The following is a 19,517-nucleotide window of genomic DNA, read 5'->3' on the forward strand; positions in this document are numbered from 1 at the left end:
TGCTTGACGCAATCTCTTTCGTCAATTCTTTTCTAATTTCGGGAATATTATACTACAGTGCAGATAGGTTGTATATGTGATTTCCAAAAGCGTATTTTCTGTTCTTATAACAGAAAAACAGCCGTAAAAAAGGCTGTTTTAGATTGTTGACAAAGGGCTAAAATGATCTTTATTTTAGCCCTTTGTCTTCTTTTCAGCGTGATAGAAAACCTTTGCAGTCTAGGAAGGACGAGTACTGGAGCGGAGCGAATTTGACATTCGTGAGCACCGGCACGCAGGACTGACACCGAATGCGAGGGTTTGTCTACACGCTGAAAACAGCCGTAAAAAGGCTGTTTTCCCTTCTGCTATTGGTTGATTTGTTCCCCATTGATGACGACTTTCTGAAAAGAAGGGGCGACTGCATGCTCCAAAGAAAGTGGATACGTCACATCTTCTATCACACAATCTTTCATTTTGAAGTGTGTGACTGGGGAATGTGAGTACGCAGCTATTTTCACACCATATCGTCCGCCAATGCTTTTTAGCCCTTCTACTTCAATATGACGTACAACAGGACGGTGAGGACCAGCATCTCCTTCCTCATACATCATGTCGATACAGACAACTTCATGCTTTAAGCTTTTGACAGTATTGTTTTTAAAATAAATGTGCTCAATGGTACCGCCTCTAACAGAGTTGGTTTTGATGCGCAGTGCCCGATCGAGGTTTGGACTGTCCATGATATTATCCTCTGCGTATACATACCTGACTCCCCCAGAGATTTCACTCCCGATCGTCACTCCGCCATGTCCATCACGCATTTCATTTCTACGAATGACAATGTTTTCAGATGGGACCCCGATTCTCCGGCCGTCCTCGTTTCTGCCAGATTTAATGGCAATACAATCATCTCCATTATCAAAATAACAATCTTCAATGAGCACATTCCGGCAAGACTCTGGATTCACACCGTCTGTGTTTGGTCCATGCCCGATGATATTGACTCCGCGGACGATGACGTTTTCACTTAACACCGGATGAATTTGCCACATTGGTGAATCCTTTACTGTTACTCCTTCAATGAGAACATGTTGACATTGGTAGGGCTGTATAAAGCTCGATCTTAAATAATGGCCTTCTCCAAAAACTCTTTCCTCCACCGGTATTCTCTTTTCAGCCATTTCAAACAGAAGCTGACGGTCTCTATCCTGAGAGGGCTGACCATTCGTTCCATACTTCCAAGGCCACCAATGATGCTCATCACCTCTGCCATCCAGCGTTCCAGCTCCTGTGATGGCGATGTTTTCTGCGTGGTGAGCATAAATGAGCGGAGAATAATTATAAAGCTCAATCCCTTCATATCTTGTCAGTGCGAGCGGAAGGTAATCGCGTGGGTCTTGGCTGAATGTCACATAGGCGTTCTCATGCAGATGAAGCTCTACATTGCTTTTCAATTCAAGAGCACCTGTCACAAACGTTCCTTCAGGAATCAGCACACGCCCCCCTTTCAAACGATGCGCATCATCGATTGCAGACTGAATAGCATTTGTAGAAAGCTCTATCCCTTTTTCGTCTCCACCATAATGAATCACATTGAATTCACGATCGGGGAACATTGGCGCTTTTATCTGCTTTAACACATGATCCATACCATTTGCTTCTTTGTCTTTCTTCCCTTGCTTTGCTAAACGTGCGAGTCCGATTCCTGTTAGTACCGTACCTGCTGTGATATACATCAAATCCCGTTTTTTAGACACTTTCTCATCCCCCAGTCGCCTTAAAGTGTGACACCTGTTTTAAAAATGGCCAGCTCTCTAAAATTGTTTTTTTCATGATTTAATAGCTTTCCACTCGCCACATCAATAACCGTTGAAATGAATTTTTCTAGCACCACATCTTCTGGTACATCCTCAAGCAATTCCCCAGCATTAAAGTCAATCCAGTGTTTTTTTGTTTCATATAATGAGGTATTGGTCGATACCTTCATCGTTGGAACAAATGTGCCAAACGGTGTCCCTCTGCCTGTTGTAAAGAGCACCAGCTGACAGCCAGACGCTGCAAGGGCGGATGAAGCAACCAGATCATTACCAGGCGCACTTAATAAATTCAGTCCCTTTCGTTTCAGCAGCTCTCCGTATTTCAATACATCTTTGATGTCAGAAGTACCTGCTTTTTGTGTACAGCCGAGAGATTTATCTTCTAATGTCGAAATTCCTCCTGCTTTATTTCCCGGGGAAGGATTTTCATATACTGGCTGTCGATGATCCAGAAAGTATTGTTTAAAACCATTGATCATTTGCACAATATTGTCGAATGTCTCTTCTGATTCCGCTCTCTCCATTAAGATCGTTTCAGCACCAAACATTTCGGGCACTTCTGTTAACACCGTCGTTCCGCCTTGGGCCACAATAAAATCGGACAGCCTGCCCAAAAGCGGATTTGCAGTAATACCGGAGAACCCATCTGATCCTCCGCACTTCAAGCCGATTTTCAGCTCAGATAAAGGAATCTCTTCACGCTGATCATCTTTCGCCGCGTCATAAATGTCCTTGAGTAAAGCAACTCCCGTCTCAATTTCATCCCCTACTTCTTGGCTTCTTAAAAATTTCACCCTCGCACGGTCATACTCACCCAATGTCGATTGAAAATCCTCAATATCATTGTTTTCACAACCAAGACCTAGAACGAGTATCCCTCCAGCATTTGGATGCTTCACGGCATTTTGTAAAATGGTTTTTGTATTTTCATGATCATCTCCAAGCTGTGAGCATCCATAATTGTGCTTTAATACGAGAGCCGTTTCAAAAGGATGAATGTTTCCGCCCATTTCAGCAGTGAATATTTGAATAATTTGATCCGCGATGCCATTGACGCAGCCGACGGTTGGGACGATCCAAAGCTCATTGCGTATACCACTTTCGCCATTTTTTCGTTTATAGCCTTTAAAAGTAAGGTTTGTTTTTTTATAGGGGTTTTCTGTTAAAGAAGGCCGATATTCGTAATCGAGCTTGCCTGATAGATTGGTTTTAATGTTATGCGTATGCACCCATTCTCCGGCAGAAATTACATTCGTTGCATGACCAATCGGATAGCCATATTTGATGATATTCTCTCGTTGTTTGATATCAGCCAAAGCAAATTTATGACCTTTTGCGACGGTTTCTTTTAAGACAACTGTATGCCCTTGCTGCTTCAGCTTCTCACCTTGCTCAAGCACTTTTAAAGCGATACCTACATTATCTGAAGGGTGAATCACAATAAAGTCTTTCATGCCTTTTCCCCCTGAGTTTCATATTGATGATGCAGCATTCGGTGAACAGCTGCTCTCATCCCATGCTCCTGTATGAAGGTAAGCTGATCGGCTACTGCGCGGCTCAATCCTTCTATATCAGTTAAATCCCTTCCCCATAATTGCTCGTTAGAAAGAATGTGGACTGCAATCGTTTCATTGGAATGGTTCTCCCCTTCCCAGGCTTCCTTCATCAATGTCATCACAGTCTCATCATCCTTTACCTTATCTGCGCTTGCTCCGTAAAAATAAATGAGACTGCTAAGTGAAAAGACGAGCTTCATTGGCAGCTGTTTCTTAAGCACGACATAATCAAGCAAGGACGGGAGAATACGTGTTTGAAATTTAGATACACCATTCAAAGCAATATCCAGTAATTGATGCTTCACAAATGGATTGCAAAAGCGGTCCCAAACAGATTGTGTATAAAGAAACAGCTCATCTTCAGGAAGCTCCAGCCCTGGCAGCACTTCCTCCTCCAGCATACGTCGGATGAACGGACCCACATGCTCATCTTCCACAGCCTCTTTTACGGTCTCTAAACCACAAGAATACGCAATCGGCACCATCGCTGTATGTGCTCCATTTAGAATGCGGACCTTGCTCATTCTGTAAGGCGCAATACCCTCTACAAAAAGCACATTTAGTCCTGCTTCTTGAAAGGGAAGCTCTTTTTGAACAAAGGCAGGAGCTTCAATAACAAACAGGTGATAATATTCTGCCGTGACAACCAATTCGTCTATATATCCTTCTTCCTTTTGTACGGCTTCAGCCGCTTCCTTAGAAAATCCAGGGACAATCCGATCCACAAGCGTATTACAGAACGTGTTGGCTTCCTTCAGCCAAGTAACAAAGGCAGGCGGAAGATCCCACTCAGCTGCCATGCCGATCACATATTCTTTTAATCGATCACCGTTGTGCTCGACCAATTCACAAGGCAGGATGATCAGCCCCTTGTGCTCATCTCCAGAAAACGCTTTAAATCGGTGATATAAGAAAGCCGTCAGCTTTCCTGGAAAACTTGCCTGCGGTCGATCCTCCAAGCGATCCTCTTTTCTGAGCACAAGCCCTGCCTCTGTCGTATTTGAGAAAACGAAGCGTAAATCCGGGTTTTCAGCTACATGTAAAAAGCCTTCGTAATCGGTATACGTACTGATTCCTCTGCTAATCGATTGGATGACCATGCGTTCATTCATTTCTTTCTGGTCATGATAGCCCTGAATACATAAGGTGTACAAGCCATCTTGTTCATTTAAAGCTGCAACTGACCCTTTTCGAGGAGGAACAACAACGGCTCTTCCTTTAAAATTTGTGCAGTCGTTCAGCTTCTGGATGTGCCAATTGATAAATCCACGCATAAAATTCCCTTCACCGATTTGCAAAATCGTTTCTGGATACTCAGCCGCCGGGTATATGGCTTTCGATAATCGTTTCAAATGCTTTCCCCTTCCTGTATGTTTATGCACACGTGAACATTTCTCCCTAAAAAGATGCCGATTACTGCACCTTTTTGACTGAATCTCTGATCATCAGCTCTGTGTGTACATACACTTTTTCCATATGATCTTCTTCTTGCTCTTCACCGTTTATGACTGAAAGGATAGCCTCTGCTCCAAGTGCACACATTTTTTCAATCGGCTTTTTCACCGTTGTCAGTGCAGGCGTGGTATAGGATGAAAATGCAATATCATCAAAACCGATAATAGAGATATCTCCTGGACACGTTTTGCCTTTTGCATATAAAGCATTCATTGCACCAATGGCCATGTCATCGTTTGAGCAAAAAAGTGCTGTTGGCGGCTCATCAAGAGTCAGCAAGGCTTCCATTGATTCGTAGCCGCTTTTCATATGATAGTCGCCTGTGATCATGTATTCTTTCTTCATTGGCACATGATGATCAATTAACGCTTGCAGAAAGCCAGCTTTTCTTTCCTGAGTCGATTTAAAGCCTTCTTTCCCTTCAATGATGGCGATTTGTTTATGCCCCTGGTGTATAAAATAGTGCGCTGCTTGGTATGCCCCTTGACTATCATCAGCTAATATATTCATCACTTCATTACTTTCCACACGGCGATTCAGCACAATGATGGGAATGCCCTGTTTCTTTACATGATGGATAAACGCTTCATCGTGCTCGCTTTGACTCATAAGCAAAATGCCATCATAGCGTTGTTTATGAATGGTTGTGTAATCGTGAAAATCGTCAATTCCTCGTACAAACAGATTATAGTGTTCTGTCATGACACTATTAACGCCTTTTAACGCATCCACAAAAAAACTTGAGGATGTGCCTTCTGTTAAACTCGTAAAAAATAGACCGATTGTAAATGATTTTTGTGATACAAGGCCTCTGGCATGGACATTCGGTGAATAATTCAGCTGTTTTGCAATCGACAAAATCTTTTGTTTTGTCTTCTCTTTAATAAAAGGACTGTTATTCAAAGCCCTTGATACAGTGGTATGAGAGACATTTGCCAATTTTGCTATGTCTTTAATTGTGACTGTCATGCTATTCCGCCTTTTATGATTTTTTACCATCTTATCATAAAACCGCTTTCATTTTCCTGCCTTTTTCTTCACGTGATCTTGCTTTGATGCTGGAGCTGCTTTGCTCGGTCAAATTGAAAATACTGCTTGGCATTTTCATAGCTGATTCCTTTCACAATTCCCCCTAACAGCTCGAGATCATATGGGGCTTCTCCTTTTTCTACCCAATCTCCGATGATATCACAAAGCAGTCTTCGGAAATATTCATGTCTTGTATATGACAGAAAGCTTCGTGAATCTGTCAGCATACCAATGAAACGGCTGATCAGTCCAATACTGGAAAGAGCCATCATCTGCTCTGTCATTCCTTGCTTCGTATCATTAAACCACCAGGCTGTGCCGTGCTGCATCTTCCCAGGTGTCTTCCCATCTTGAAAGCTTCCAGCCAATGTTGAAATCACCACATTATCCCTAGGATTCAAGGAATAGAGGATGGTTTTCGGCAGTGCATGTTCTTGTTCTAAACGATCTAATATGCGGCAAAGCGGCTTTGCAATGTCCTCATCATTCATCGCATCATATCCCGTATCAGGTCCAAGCCGCTCAAACATTTTCGTATTGTTGTTTCTAAGCGCATTGATATGAAGCTGCATCGCCCAGTCCCGCTCACAGTATGCCTGACCTAGCTTAATGAATGTCTGTGTTTTAAATTTGATCTTCTCTTCTTCCGTCAATCGATGCCCAGACAGTCTTTTGTGAAAGATGATTTCGACTTCTTCCTCTGTCGTTTCTTCATACGTCATTTCATTGATGGCATGATCTGAGATCAAACAGCCCTGTTCATGGAAGAAATCAATTCTCACACGAAGCGCTTTTAAAAAGTCTTGATAGGATTGTATGGTGATAGCTGAAACCTCTGCCAGCTGATGAACATACTCGACAAACAGATCATTCGTTATATCGAGTGCCTTATCAGGCCGAAACCCTGGCAGCACTTGCACAGAGAATCCTTCTTCCCGCAGTTTTTGATGATAGTGAAGCGAATCGACCGGATCATCTGTTGTCACAACCGTTTCAACATTCGATTTCACAATGAAGTCTCTCGCACCAAAACCCTCTCCCTGCAGCTTTTCATTTACTGTCTGCCAGATGATGCCTGCGTTCTCCTCATTCAAAAGTTCCTCTACATCAAAATATCGCCTCAGTTCTAGGTGAGTCCAGTGATAGAGCGGATTTCCAATGGTCATTGGAACGGTCTTTGCCCACGCTAAAAATTTCTCATGATCAGATGCATCTCCTGTTACGTGTGTTTCAGGAATGCCGTTTGCTCTCATGGCACGCCACTTATAATGATCTCCATAAAGCCATGCTTCGGTTATATTTTGGAATGTTTTATTTTCATAGATTTCTTTTGGACTTAAATGACAATGGTAATCTATAATCGGAAGGTCTTTTGCAAACTCATGGTACAGCTTTACCGCCGTTCGACTGTTCAGTAAAAACTGCTCATCTAAAAAGGCTTTCATGAAACTCCCCCATCTCTCTTATCGAATGAAAAATAATTTGTTCACGTTAACAATTTTATTGTAATCGTTTACAAAGTTGATTTCAATCCTAAAATAGGAAAAAACGATCTCCTTTAAAAAAGAAAATCGTTTTTTGGCTATTTTACAGGTGATGATTTTTTTAGGATAATCGCAATAGTTGTTCCTGCATCTAGTTCACTTTCAACTTGAATATCACCGTCATGCAGCAAGACGAGCTCTTTTGCAATCGCCAGCCCGAGTCCTGTTCCATTCGTTGGATCGTTCGTATTTGTCCCTCTGTAGTAGCGGTTAAATAAATGATCAACCGTTTCTTGTGCCATTCCGCATCCGTTGTCTTTCATTTCGATCCGAACTTCCCCATTTGTTTCAGATAAGGTAGCTGTAATATGAGTTCCTTTTTGGTTATGCTTGACTGCATTCGCTAGCAGGTTCTCAATCACTCGTCTGAACCAGGCTTTGTCGATCTCAAACATGACACCACCAGTTTGATCTTCAAAGGAGGATGGGTAATCTTCTGAAAATGAGCTTCTTGAAAACTCGTCCATAATGGATGCTAAGAATTCACCGAGCTCGACAGGTTTTCGATTAATAGGCAATGCGCCATTTTTCAGTCGATACGTGAGGTTTAAATCCTCAATCAAGGTCGACATATACTCTGATTTCTCACGGATGACCTGTCCCATTTCCATGACTTCTTCCTTGGACCATTGATATTGATTGGATTCAAGCATCAGTCCATAGCCGTAAATCGTACTAAGGGGCGTTTTCAAATCATGAGACAATCCTGCAATCCATTCTTCCCTTGTGGTTTGAATTTTTCTGCGGTTTGCTTCATTCTCTTTTAAGGTATTCGTGAGCTGATCCATTGTTTTGAGGATATCCTCAAACAACCGGTATTCCCGCTTAATACGGCCCTTTTTATTTTTACTAACTGGAATCCCTTTTCTGTTTGTTGGTTCCTGCAATTTATTTCTTGATAAAAAAATCAGCCAGCGAATAATGTGATAGATCGGCAGCCCATAGCGATACGAGTACCATAATGTCATGACAATAATAATAGTGAGTGCAAGACCTGCAATCAGGATGGTTGTATATTGATTTAAAGCATCTGTCTCTTTATCATACAGTTCGTCTGGGCTATATACTTTGTTTGGCACCGAAACGATCAAATATAGATTTTTATTCACTTTGATATAAGACAGGTCACTTCTAAACTCCCAAGGCTTCGATTGGTACTTGAGCAATTCAACATCCGTTACGTTATGTTTCAAATCGTTTTTGGCTCGAATGCCTTTTAAATATTTTCCTTCTTCATTGAACAGGTGCACCGATCCATTCATTCTTTTCAAGAATTCTTTCGTTTCAACCGAATATCGAGAAAGTGCAGCCAGATTTTTCTCATGCTGCTTCAGATAATTGGCTACCTTTATGCTGTTCGTTTTGAACCCATATAACACGATAAAGCTTTCTTGATCAATCTCAATTGGCCAGAAGTACATCTTGTAATCTTTAAATTGTCTTTTTTCAAAGATCTTGATCATTTCATCCTTTTGATAGGATGTTGGAATATTTTTAGGAAGGTGATAGCTATACACGCTATATTTTTTTGAATCAATCACTTGCAGCCAGCCGTCACGTTTTTTCACTGCTTGTTTGAGTTGGTCTTCAGCTTCCATTTTGCCATCCTCGTTAAAATAAAGCCAGCTCATGAGTGTATCCCCATCAGCCTTTGTTAAACCAGTTTCGGCCATATTCTCATAGTGTTTTTTATAATATAGGTTCTCAGAGAACGTATTCCCGATCAGCAGAATCGCAATGACGATAAACATTTGCCCGACAAAGTGAAAGAAAAGTTTTGTTCGTAAATTCATGAATTAATTAAGAACCTTCACAGGATGCGGAATAAATTTATATCCCATACCACGGATGGTCACAATATATTCGGGCTGACTCGGATCTAATTCAATCTTTTCTCTCAGCTTTCGAATATGAACCATGACGGTGTTGTTATCACCATATGATGGAACGCCCCATACTTTCTCATAAATTTGATCTTTTGAAAGAACCACATTCGGATGATCACAAAAGTACTTCAGCAAGGACAGAAGCTGAGCAGAGCATGCCGTCACCTCTCCTCTCACTTTCAGTTCGGCTGCATGAGGATGATAGGAGAAATGGGCATATTCATACTGGCTTTGAGCCTCTTCTTGCTCCTCCTGTAAGGAGATATATGTTCGGTTTAAGTGGGCCTTAATTCTAGCCACTAGCTCTAACGGATTAAATGGCTTTGTGATGTAATCGTCTGCACCTTGCGCAAAGCCTGTCAGCTTATCTACATCAGACGTTCTTGCAGTTAAATAGAAAATGGGCGCTTTCGTATATTTTCTCATTTCAGGAAGAACGTCAAAGCCAGATTTACCGGGCATCATCACATCTAGAAGTAAGAGGTGGATGTCCTCGTTTTTGACAACATCTAATGCTTCATCTGCATGGTAGGCTTTATAGATATGTTGAAATCCTTCTTTTTTTAATACGCGTTCAACCATTTTCACAATTGCTTCTTCGTCATCTGCAATCAATATTTTTGCTGTTTCCACGCATCTCTTTCCTTTCCAGCTATGATCTCTAACCGTATATTACCATTGTCTAAAGTAAAAAAGTACCTCTTTTCTGCATAAAAGCGAAAAAATATCAACTGGAGAAAATGGAAGCATTAGGTATTTTCAGGGGACGCAAAAAAACCCGGTAGCCACACCGAGTTCCTTGTCCATCTATTATCCATTCACAGCTTCTAGCTTTCTTTCATGATTCATTAAGTCATATGTTAAACAGATCGGCTTATTTGTTCTAGGATCAAGAACAATTTCTGCATCAATGTGGAACACCTGACCGAGTACCTCTTTGGTCATGACCTCATGAGGCGTACCGTCTTTTATGACTTTTCCTTGATTGAGGGCAATCATGTAATGTGAAAAGCGCGCTGCATGATTCAAATCATGAATGACCATCAGCACAGTTCGGCCCTGCTCTCTGTTTAAGCGTTCTAATAGCTGAAGAATCTCAAGCTGATGCGCAAGATCTAAATACGTCGTAGGTTCATCTAATAGGAGCAGCTCTGTTTCCTGAGCAAGTGCCATCGCAATCCACACTCGCTGACGCTGTCCACCGGAGAGTGCTTCAATTGGCCGGTCATGAAAAGCGATCATCCCAGTTTCCTCAAGCGCCCATCTGATGATTCGTTTATCTTCATTTGATAAGCGTCCAAATCCATTTTGATGTGGGAAACGTCCATATGACACAAGCTCATAGACTGTCAGCCCGCTTGGAGCTTCTGGAGACTGCGGTAAGATCGCCATTTGTTTTGAAATTTCTTTTGTTGGCGTTTGATGGATGGCCTGGCCATTTAAGTAAACAGCTCCTTGATTGGATTTCATGATACGGGACATTGTTTTTAAAATTGTTGATTTCCCGCACCCATTCGGTCCAATCAATGTGGTCACCTTGCCTTTTGGGATACTGATATTTAAATCGTCTACAATCAAACGGTCATTATAGCCAATACAAAGCTTTTCTGTTTCGAGCGATTTCATATGTTGTACTCTCCTTCCTCATTAGTTCGTTTTCATCAATAAATAAATGAAGTAAGGTGCGCCTAAAGCAGAAACGACAAGACCAACTGGCACCTCTGATGGTGCCAGTATGACGCGGCCAAGTGTGTCTGCCAGTAATAATAGCAGCGCACCAATCATAGCGGAGGCTGGTATCATTCCTTGATGCTTCGGTCCAACAAGCTTTCTCGCCAAGTGCGGGGCAGCTAACCCCAAGAAAGAAATACTTCCTGCAACAGCGACACTAGCACCTGCTAATGCAACGGCAATCAGCATGAGAAAGCTTCTTTCTTTATGAACCGAAATCCCTAAGCCGTAGGAAAGCTGGTCACCCAAATTCATGATATTTAAGTAGCGTGCTCTTACAACTGCTAATACAAGGAAAATCAGCATCCACGGCAGGACAGACAGGACATACGTCCAGCTTGAGCCCCAAATGCTTCCGGATAACCACACAATCGCTTGGTTAAAATCATTTGGGCTCATTTTTAATTGAATCACCACAATTGCTGCTGAAAATGCAGCATTGACGCCAATACCAGTTAAGATCAAACGAACAGGTGTGATGCCCTTTTTCCACGCTAACACATAGATGAGAAATGCAGCAAAGCCTGCACCTACAAAAGCGAAGAGCGGCAGTACAAAAATCGTAAAATCACCTAAGTTCGACATAGAGCCTTGAAATGCAAAAATAAACAAAACAACTGCAAAGCCTGCGCCCGCATTGACACCAAGAATACCGGGATCGGCTAAACCGTTTTGAGAAACACCTTGCCAAATCGCTCCTGATACAGCAATAGAAGCGCCAACAAGTAAAGCGATGACCATTCTTGGAAGTCTGAACTCGAATAATACAAGCTCATCCATTTCACTTCCGAATCCAAAAAATGTTTTCAATGTCTCCATCGGAGAAATACGAATTTCTCCAGTATTTAAACTAATAAGGAACACAGCGACGATCGCCAAAAAGATCATGAGCATCGTTCGTTTGTATTTCTTTTTCTTTGCCTGCTGCACCATTTCCATCTAAATCCCGCTCCTTTCACGTCTAGCTAAATATAAGAAGAAAGGAACGCCTATAATCGCAGTAATGGCTCCGACTGGCGTTTCAAATGGGGCATTGACCAGCCTTGCAGCAATGTCTGCATAAATTAACAGAACAGCCCCTAAAATAGCTGAGCATGGGATAATCCATCGATAGTCAACTCCGACCAAGAAACGAGTGACATGAGGAATGACAAGCCCGATAAAACCAATAGAACCTGCCACCGACACGGCAGCACCTGTTAAAAGAATGACGACCAATATTCCAAGTACCTTGACAGTTTTCGTGTACTGCCCAAGTCCTTTTGCCAATTCATCGCCTAAGCTGAGAACAGTGATCGAGCGGGCAAGAACCATCGCGATCATGAGTCCTGCAATCGCAACCGGAATAATGATGTGAATATTGCTCCAATTCACACCTGCCACGCCGCCAGCATACCAAAAGCTCATGTCTTGAGCGACATCAAACCGGATGGCGATTGCTGAGGAGATGGAGCTTAAAAGTGCCCCAACAGCCGTACCAGCTAATGCGAGCTTTACTGGGGTCAATCCACCTTTTGAAAGAGTACCGACACCAAACACAATAGAGGCACCGAGTGCTGCACCAACAAATGACCAAAGAATTAATGTAAAAGAAGATTGCCCTGGGAAAAAAGCAAACGCAATGGCAATCGCAAATGCAGAGCCATTTGTCACGCCCATAATTTCAGGAGACGCAAGCGCATTTCTTGTCATGCCTTGCATAATGGCCCCCGATACGGCTAAAAAGGAACCGACGAGTGCAGCTCCAACTGTACGAGGCAACCTTAATTCCCGGATGATTTGATGTGAAGTTTGTTGTGGATCAAAATGAAAGACGGCTTCCCATACAGTGTGCAAATGAATGTTCGCCGCTCCTAGTGATACCGATAAAAAAAGACCAAATACTAAAGCGATGATTCCTATGGTGATAACAGCTGCTGTTCCAAAGGGCTTCGTGACAATATCAATCGCATCGTCTTTGGCTGGCAGCTGTTTATTCGATTGTGAGCCCAAAACCAGTCTCTTCCTTTCCGTTCATATCTATTCCTTATTAGTGATAATGATTATCAATCTCGAAGTCTAGTATATCACTTTCTTTTCTTTTTGAAATCATTGTTCTGATCATTTTCTTTATTTCCACCAAAAAAACCAGGAGAATTTCACTATTTTCATTTAGGTTCTAAAATAGCCGATGCATTTTTGTTCCCATCATGTTACGATATAATTGATATTGATAATCATTATCAAAAATGTTCGAATGGGAGAGAACCTTTGTGAAAAAACGAACTGGATTTCTTTTGATTTCCTTAACCATCCTCATGCTTTTTACAGCTGCTTGCGGCAGCACTTCAAATAAAAAATCTGGTGCCAAAAAGAATGACACGATCACCTATCAAGATGCAAAAGGTGAGGTCAAACTCCCTCAAGATCCGAAACGAATTGTGCTCCTTGCAGAAAGCTACTACGGAGACCTCGTTACACTTGGCAAGACCCCGATGGCTGCAACTGCGCCCATCTTCAAAAACCCTTTCTATCAAGGAAAAACGGAAGGGGTTAAAAATCTTGGAACGACTCCCTCTGTCGAAAAAGTAGCAGCTTTGAAGCCAGATATGATTATTGCTTGGGGAGAAGATGAGAAATTTGATCAATACAAAAAAATCGCTCCAACCGTTGCGATTAAATACAATCAATATTCTTTTAAAGATCAGCTAAAAGAATTCGGTAAAATGACAGGCACATCGAAAAAAGCAGCAGATTGGATCACAAAATGGGATGCCAAAATCGCTGAAGTGAAACCAAAAGTAACAAAAGCTGTCGGAAACAAAACGGTTTCTATCGTATCGCCATTTGATAAAGGCATTTATATTTTCGGAAACACATTTGCACGCGGCGGTGAAATCATTTATGACGAGTTGAAATTAAAAGCACCGAAGGCAGTCAAAAAAGAAGCCATCGATAGCGGCGTAGGCTATGCAAATATTTCTCTTGAGAAACTTCCAGAATTCGCAGGCGACTATATTTTCACCAGTCCGTGGAGCGGCTCTAAAAGTAATGGAGAGCAAGTGTATAAAAGCAGCATCTGGACATCACTTCCTGCTGTTCAAAACAAACATGTATTTGAAATAGACCCCGTCGGTTACTTCTTTAATGACCCAGTGTCACTAGAAGGACAGCTCGAGTTTATTGTAGACCGATTAACCTCTGCATCATAAAAAAACGTTTCTCCATTTTTGGAGAAACGTCTTCCTTATTCCGTTCCTTTGGCAAATCCTTTTGACATGAATGGATAAAGCAGAATACCAACTAAGAACAGACCTATTCCGAGACCAAATGTTTTCAAATCAGCTGTTCCTGAAATAATGACCCAAGCGGAATATCCCATAGCAACAAGTGCGATGATTCCGTCTCTTGTTCGATTACCTTTTTGAAGCTCATATGTGTCTCCTTGCATGATGACCTTAAAGCTGTAGATCGAAGACACGATATACGGAATGAGATACGCAAGTGTCGCTGATGTTGTTAAAAAGGTAAAGGCTTCATTAATCGTGCGTGACATGACTGAGAAAATAAACAGCTGTGACATGATATTTGTGACAGTCAAAGCGAAGGCAGGACTGCCCTTTTTGTTTGTTTTTGCAAATACTGCTGGGAAGTCGCCTGCCTTTGCTGCTTGATAAGGTACTTCTGAACCGAGTAAGATCCAGCCAAGCATTGAGCCAAATAAACAAATGATCGCAAGCAGTGCCATGACAATCCCGCCAGCCGGCCCAATAATGAGCTGAAGCACGTCCACGAATGGTTTGTCTGAGCCTTGCAATTGATCATGCGGCAGAACGCCCATTGTAATCAGCGTGATAATCATGTAGATCGAAAGTGCGATTAGAAGACCCGTAATCGTCGCACGTTTCACATCGCGCTGCGAAGACGCTCTCCCTGATAAAATAACCGCAGATTCGATTCCGATAAATGCCCATAGGGTGGAAATGGCCGCATGATGAATTTGGCCTCCAAGTCCGAGCACTCCTTCGCCTCCTGATGCAACCGGGAAGTAATAATGCTCAAATAATGCCGTTTGGAATGCAAATAAGCCCGCTACAATAAAAAGGACGAATCCGAGCACCTTTGAAAAGGTCGTAATAAAGTTTAATTTACTTGCAGCACTTAAGCTTGTGATTAAAATGGTATGTGTTCCCCATAGAAGGATGGTACATACGATAAAGGTCATGAGCTGACCAAGTGTGATCGTTTCTTTTCCAAAGGTAAAGATCACCGTCTTTACGGTTAAAATAGGGAAAAAAGTCGTTAAATAACCGGCAAGGCTCGTAATAATGGCGACATTACTAATCCAGCTCGCCACCCAATATCCCCAAACCATTGTAAAACCGGCTGCTTTTCCCTTTTTCGGATCTTTAAAAAGCGCCCTTGCATAACTTTGTGGTCCTGCCGTCAGCTGCGGCTTATGAATGGATAAATGCCCAAATACAAGTGCAATCATCAGCACACCGCCACCTGTGACAAGCCATGCCATCGTCACACCTAAAGGACTTGCGTGCTGGGCAAGCGTACTTGGCAGCATAAAGATGCCTGAACCTACCATATTTCCGACGACAAATGCCGTCAATAACCAAAAACCCCATTTTTTTGTCTGTTCCATTTCCGTACCTCCGTTATATTCACTTTGGACCAGACCCGGCAGTATCTTCATTGATATATTTGTGAAGCAATGACTTGCATTCTTTATGTTCATAATGGGTCACTTTCTTAACAGCATACCCTTATCTTTGTCACTGAGAACATAAAAAAAAGCCTGAACAAAAGTCCATGCTTTTCAAAACATACACCTTGATCTCCGGATAGCCCTCCACGCTTTTAGACGTGGCAGTCCTGCATTTATTCAATGCAGACCCAGCATAAAGAAAGTTGGAGCTCTCTCTACACTTCGGCGCTGATGCCTTTTTCCCATGATCAACGATTCCATCTCTCCCATGAGTGACTCATCATCCGCGCAACCTCTACCTCACTGAGACATAGCGTGAGGATTTCTATTCATTTTTACTACACGAAGGTTATCAAACATTTTCACATCTGTCAAAGGGAAAAACATAGAAAAAAGACAGAGGAATGATTCTCTGCCTTTTACCTGCTTATTGATGATTGTTTTTCTTCTTTTGTACAGCTTCCTGAAGCGGATCGCCTGCTAGTTCTTTACTTGCTTCTTCTAACAGCTGATCTACCTGCTTGTGGTCTTTCTCACTTTTCGCCTTTTTATCCTTTTGGAAAAATGACATCGCTGTTTCCTCCCTTTTCATAAAATGCGGTTGCCTGTTTAATTTGTGCTACAGTGCGCCGCATTATACAAAATGGAAAGGCTCATTCATCATGAAAGGTCTGTCTCATTTTTTGCAAATAAGTCAAAAAGGTTTTTAAATCTTCCTCTGTGAAGTCTGACATCATATGCTGAATCACCTTACCAAAAATGCGTGTATGCTTTTCGTAAATGGCCAGCCCTTTTTCCGTGGCTTCTAACCTGACAAGTGAATGGTCTTCCTTGTCTCGTTCTCTTTGAATATAGCCCTGTTCGCTTAATTTATTGAGTGCAATAGAGGCTGCACCTGGGTTTAAAGAGAGTCTTTGCTTCAGCTCTTCCGCATCTGATACTTTTCCTTGTATCAAAATAGAGAGAGCATAAATCTGCGGAGGGGTGATGTCTTTTTCTAACTCAAGTAACTTGCGGTTTAATTTACGGCTGACTTCATAATGTACAAGAACAATTTCTTTTAAAATGTCTGCATTACTCATCCGAATCGCATCCTTATCGTTAGTATCAACATGACTTCTCTCTTATTATAGAATGTTTTTCCAATCAGCCAACCATTTTGTCCTTTTTTCTTTAGAAATAAGCCTTGCTGAATGAATTCACCCTTGATATAGTGAGTACTTGAACTAAAGATAGAACAGGAGTACGCATCATGACAGGAAAAACACATATCATGGGCGGAATTGCCGCCTCCACAGCCGCCGCCTACTACTACGGACTCGACCCAGTCACTATGGCTGCTGCTGGATCAGCAGGTGCCCTTATCCCTGATCTTTGTCATACGAAAAGTAAAATCGGCAGGAAATTCCCGCTGCTCTCGACACTGATTAGTAGTGTGTTCGGTCATCGCACCTTTACACACAGTTTATTATTTCTGCTGATCATTTATTTTATTGCGACCACATACATTCCAAATGACAGCCTAAGTATCGGTTTACTAGTTGGGATGGCGAGCCACCTCATCCTTGATGCAGGAACAGTGAACGGCATTAAATTTTTGTTCCCAGCTACCATCAAAGTACGTCTTCCAGTCTATGTCAAAACAGGCAGCACAGGAGAACAAGTCGTACTAGCTGCTCTCACAATCGTCACCTGCTATTACATCGCTGTCATCTGCGGAATATCCATCCCATTGCAGTTCTAAGAGAATGAAAAAAGAGTTTTGCAAAAAAGACAGGATATGAATTGATCATTCCTCATTTTTTTAGTAGTTTTAAGATAAGTGTTTTTGCCGTGCAGCTGAATACAGAATGGTGAGGAGCTACATAAATGAAAGCGTTTTTCAAAGATCACTGGTTTTTAGTGTACTCCATCCTCTTCATGTGGATGAAAACATACATCATTTATCAATTCGGATTTCATATACGAACGGCCAATCTGTTTCACGAATGGCTGCTTTTGATCAATCCACTCAGCTTTTTGCTCCCTTTGTTTGGGATTGCTCTTTTTTTAAATGAAACCAAACAAAAGGTTTTTTTATTGACCGCAAATTTTATTCTGACAGCCATCTTGATATCAAATACGATCTTTTACGGTTTTTATATTGATTTCATTACCATTCCCGTGTTATTTCAAGCCAAGAACATGGGGGATATGGGCAGCAGCATGACTGAGTTGTTCCACCCGCTGTTTGTGCTGATGCTCATTGATTTCGTGGTGCTGGCATGGCTGTTAAAGCGTAAACCATTAGCACCAAAAGCGTCATTCAAAACGATCAAAACGTATTATGCGGTCTGTTGCAGCTTTCTATTGTTTCATGTCAGCTCAGCCATGATGGATCATCCTCGATTTCTGACAAGCTCTTATGATCGAGAAGTCATCGTACGAAACCTTGGGCTGTTCCAATTCCACCTGTATGACGGCGCTGCCCAAACGGCGCGTATTGGACAAAAAGCCTTTGCAGATGAAGATACCCTTTCAACAGTAGCCAACTATACAAAGGCTGATTACAGTGCACCAAACGAAGACTACTTTGGACTTGCTAAAGGCAAGAACGTCGTGTTCATTTCACTTGAATCAACGCAGCAATTTGTCGTTGACCAAAAGGTGAATGGACAATACATCACACCCTTTTTAAATCAACTGGCCAAAAAGAGCTTTTATTTTGATGAATTTTATCAGCAGACAGAGCAAGGGAAGACATCGGATTCAGAGTTTATTGTCGCAAATTCCCTCTATCCATCTAGCAGTGGCGCTGTCTTTTTCACAGCGAGTGACAACGAATATGACACGTTATACAAGGAATTGAAAAAACAGAATTATCAATCCGTCCAATTTCATGCGAATAATAAAACGTTTTGGAATCGTGATGTGATGTATGAATCGCTTGGGATTGATCGCTTTTATGATGTCGATTCGTTTGATGTCAATGAACATAATTCGACTGGCTGGGGCTTAAAGGATATCGACTTTTTTGATCAATCCATTGATTATTTAAAGAAGTTGAAGACTCCTTATTACAGCACGTTCATTACATTGACTAATCACTTTCCATTTGAAATCGATCCAAAGGATCAATTTATTGATGAATATGATTCGTCTAGCACCATTTTAAACCGCTATGTGACGACCGTCCGCTATCAAGATGAAGCCATTAAGACATTTTTTGACCGCATGAAAGAAGAAGGACTGTATGAAAATACGATGTTCGTCCTTATGGGTGATCACTATGGCATCTCAGAGGCACATCATGAGGCGATGGCCGAGCTGCTCGAGCAGGATGAAATCACACCGTTGGATGCTGTCAAACTACAGCGGGTGCCATTTTTAATCTACATTCCTGGTATCACGGATCAAGCACCGCAGACAATATCAGAAACAGCCGGCCAAATGGACGTGAAACCGACACTCCTCCATTTGCTTGGGATTGAATCCAAGGATGCCATTCAATTTGGAAATGACTTATTTTCTAACGAACGTACGCCTTTCGCTGTTTTGCGAAATGGGAACTTTATTACAGATGATTATCTCTATACAAAGAACACCTGCTATGACCAAAAAACAAAAGAGCCTGTTGAACAAGATGAGGTTTGTCAGCCTTATATAGAAAAAGCCAATAAAGAGCTTTCCTTATCAGACAAAGTGATCAATGGGAATTTACTGCGTTTTTATCAGCATTAAAAGCTGCCATTTGGCGGCTTTCAGATTGTTGACAAAGGGCTAAAATGATCTTCATTTTAGCCCTTTGTCTTCTTCTCAGCGTGATAGAAAACCTTTGCAGT

The 19,517-nt window shown here is 41.9% G+C and carries 16 protein-coding genes and 1 riboswitch; of the genes, 3 read left to right on the plus strand and 13 right to left on the minus strand.

The genetic code is table 11. From position 1 onward, the window contains the following. Positions 1-347: 347 nt before the first annotated feature. The 10 genes from ACYH0L_RS15300 to ACYH0L_RS15345 form a co-directional block, all read right to left on the minus strand. Positions 348-1,739, minus strand: a complete 1,392-nt coding sequence (locus ACYH0L_RS15300; RefSeq protein ID WP_099728486.1) for a glycoside hydrolase family 28 protein — start codon at positions 1,737-1,739, stop codon at positions 348-350. Positions 1,740-1,759: 20 nt separating this feature from the next. Further along, positions 1,760-3,253: a UxaA family hydrolase gene (locus ACYH0L_RS15305; RefSeq protein ID WP_230030750.1), complete on the minus strand. Its 1,494-nt coding sequence runs from the start codon at positions 3,251-3,253 to the stop codon at positions 1,760-1,762. Continuing rightward, on the minus strand, positions 3,250-4,707 hold the full coding sequence (locus ACYH0L_RS15310; RefSeq protein WP_327925406.1) for a tagaturonate reductase: 1,458 nt from the start codon (positions 4,705-4,707) through the stop codon (positions 3,250-3,252). Before ACYH0L_RS15310 ends, ACYH0L_RS15305 begins: the two co-directional genes overlap by 4 nt. 61 nt (positions 4,708-4,768) lie before the next feature. Next, the gene (locus ACYH0L_RS15315) at positions 4,769-5,779 is read right to left on the minus strand and encodes a LacI family DNA-binding transcriptional regulator (protein WP_099728489.1); all 1,011 of its coding nucleotides are present in this window, start codon (positions 5,777-5,779) and stop codon (positions 4,769-4,771) included. A 68-nt stretch (positions 5,780-5,847) separates the two neighbouring features. Then, entirely contained in the window at positions 5,848-7,284 is a 1,437-nt protein-coding gene (uxaC, locus tag ACYH0L_RS15320; RefSeq protein WP_249704561.1) for a glucuronate isomerase, read from the minus strand. 137 nt (positions 7,285-7,421) lie between these two features. Beyond that, complete coding sequence (locus tag ACYH0L_RS15325) at positions 7,422-9,176, minus strand: HAMP domain-containing sensor histidine kinase (RefSeq protein WP_327925405.1); 1,755 nt, start codon at positions 9,174-9,176, stop codon at positions 7,422-7,424. 3 nt (positions 9,177-9,179) lie between these two features. Continuing rightward, on the minus strand, positions 9,180-9,902 hold the full coding sequence (locus tag ACYH0L_RS15330) for a response regulator transcription factor (protein ID WP_099728492.1): 723 nt from the start codon (positions 9,900-9,902) through the stop codon (positions 9,180-9,182). A 177-nt stretch (positions 9,903-10,079) separates the two neighbouring features. After that, positions 10,080-10,895 carry an ABC transporter ATP-binding protein gene (locus tag ACYH0L_RS15335; RefSeq protein WP_099728493.1) on the minus strand — a complete coding sequence of 272 codons (816 nt, stop codon included), beginning with the start codon at positions 10,893-10,895 and terminating at the stop codon, positions 10,080-10,082. 21 nt (positions 10,896-10,916) lie between these two features. After that, positions 10,917-11,939 carry a FecCD family ABC transporter permease gene (locus ACYH0L_RS15340; RefSeq protein ID WP_099728494.1) on the minus strand — a complete coding sequence of 341 codons (1,023 nt, stop codon included), beginning with the start codon at positions 11,937-11,939 and terminating at the stop codon, positions 10,917-10,919. Beyond that, on the minus strand, positions 11,940-12,992 hold the full coding sequence (locus ACYH0L_RS15345) for a FecCD family ABC transporter permease (RefSeq protein ID WP_099728495.1): 1,053 nt from the start codon (positions 12,990-12,992) through the stop codon (positions 11,940-11,942). A gap of 260 nt (positions 12,993-13,252) precedes the next feature. On the opposite strand from ACYH0L_RS15345, the gene ACYH0L_RS15350 reads away from it, so the two are divergent. Continuing rightward, positions 13,253-14,191: an iron-hydroxamate ABC transporter substrate-binding protein gene (locus tag ACYH0L_RS15350; protein WP_230030747.1), complete on the plus strand. Its 939-nt coding sequence runs from the start codon at positions 13,253-13,255 to the stop codon at positions 14,189-14,191. Positions 14,192-14,226: 35 nt separating this feature from the next. Here ACYH0L_RS15350 and ACYH0L_RS15355 read toward each other — a convergent pair whose 3' ends face one another. From ACYH0L_RS15355 to ACYH0L_RS15365, 3 genes are all read right to left on the minus strand, one after another. Next, entirely contained in the window at positions 14,227-15,633 is a 1,407-nt protein-coding gene (locus tag ACYH0L_RS15355) for an amino acid permease (protein WP_099728497.1), read from the minus strand. Between the two features lie 192 nt (positions 15,634-15,825). Continuing rightward, positions 15,826-16,002: riboswitch (Lysine riboswitch) on the minus strand. 121 nt (positions 16,003-16,123) lie between these two features. Then, positions 16,124-16,267, minus strand: coding sequence for a small acid-soluble spore protein SspJ (gene sspJ, locus ACYH0L_RS15360; RefSeq protein ID WP_099728499.1), 144 nt, complete (start codon positions 16,265-16,267; stop codon positions 16,124-16,126). 82 nt (positions 16,268-16,349) lie between these two features. Then, entirely contained in the window at positions 16,350-16,778 is a 429-nt protein-coding gene (locus ACYH0L_RS15365) for a MarR family winged helix-turn-helix transcriptional regulator (protein WP_099728500.1), read from the minus strand. 170 nt (positions 16,779-16,948) lie between these two features. On the opposite strand from ACYH0L_RS15365, the gene ACYH0L_RS15370 reads away from it, so the two are divergent. Next, positions 16,949-17,440 carry a metal-dependent hydrolase gene (locus ACYH0L_RS15370; protein WP_099728501.1) on the plus strand — a complete coding sequence of 164 codons (492 nt, stop codon included), beginning with the start codon at positions 16,949-16,951 and terminating at the stop codon, positions 17,438-17,440. A 125-nt stretch (positions 17,441-17,565) separates the two neighbouring features. After that, entirely contained in the window at positions 17,566-19,416 is a 1,851-nt protein-coding gene (locus ACYH0L_RS15375; protein WP_327924468.1) for an LTA synthase family protein, read from the plus strand. The last annotated feature ends 101 nt before the right edge of the window (positions 19,417-19,517 follow it).

The organism is Bacillus sp. MC1252 (genome assembly GCF_056838025.1).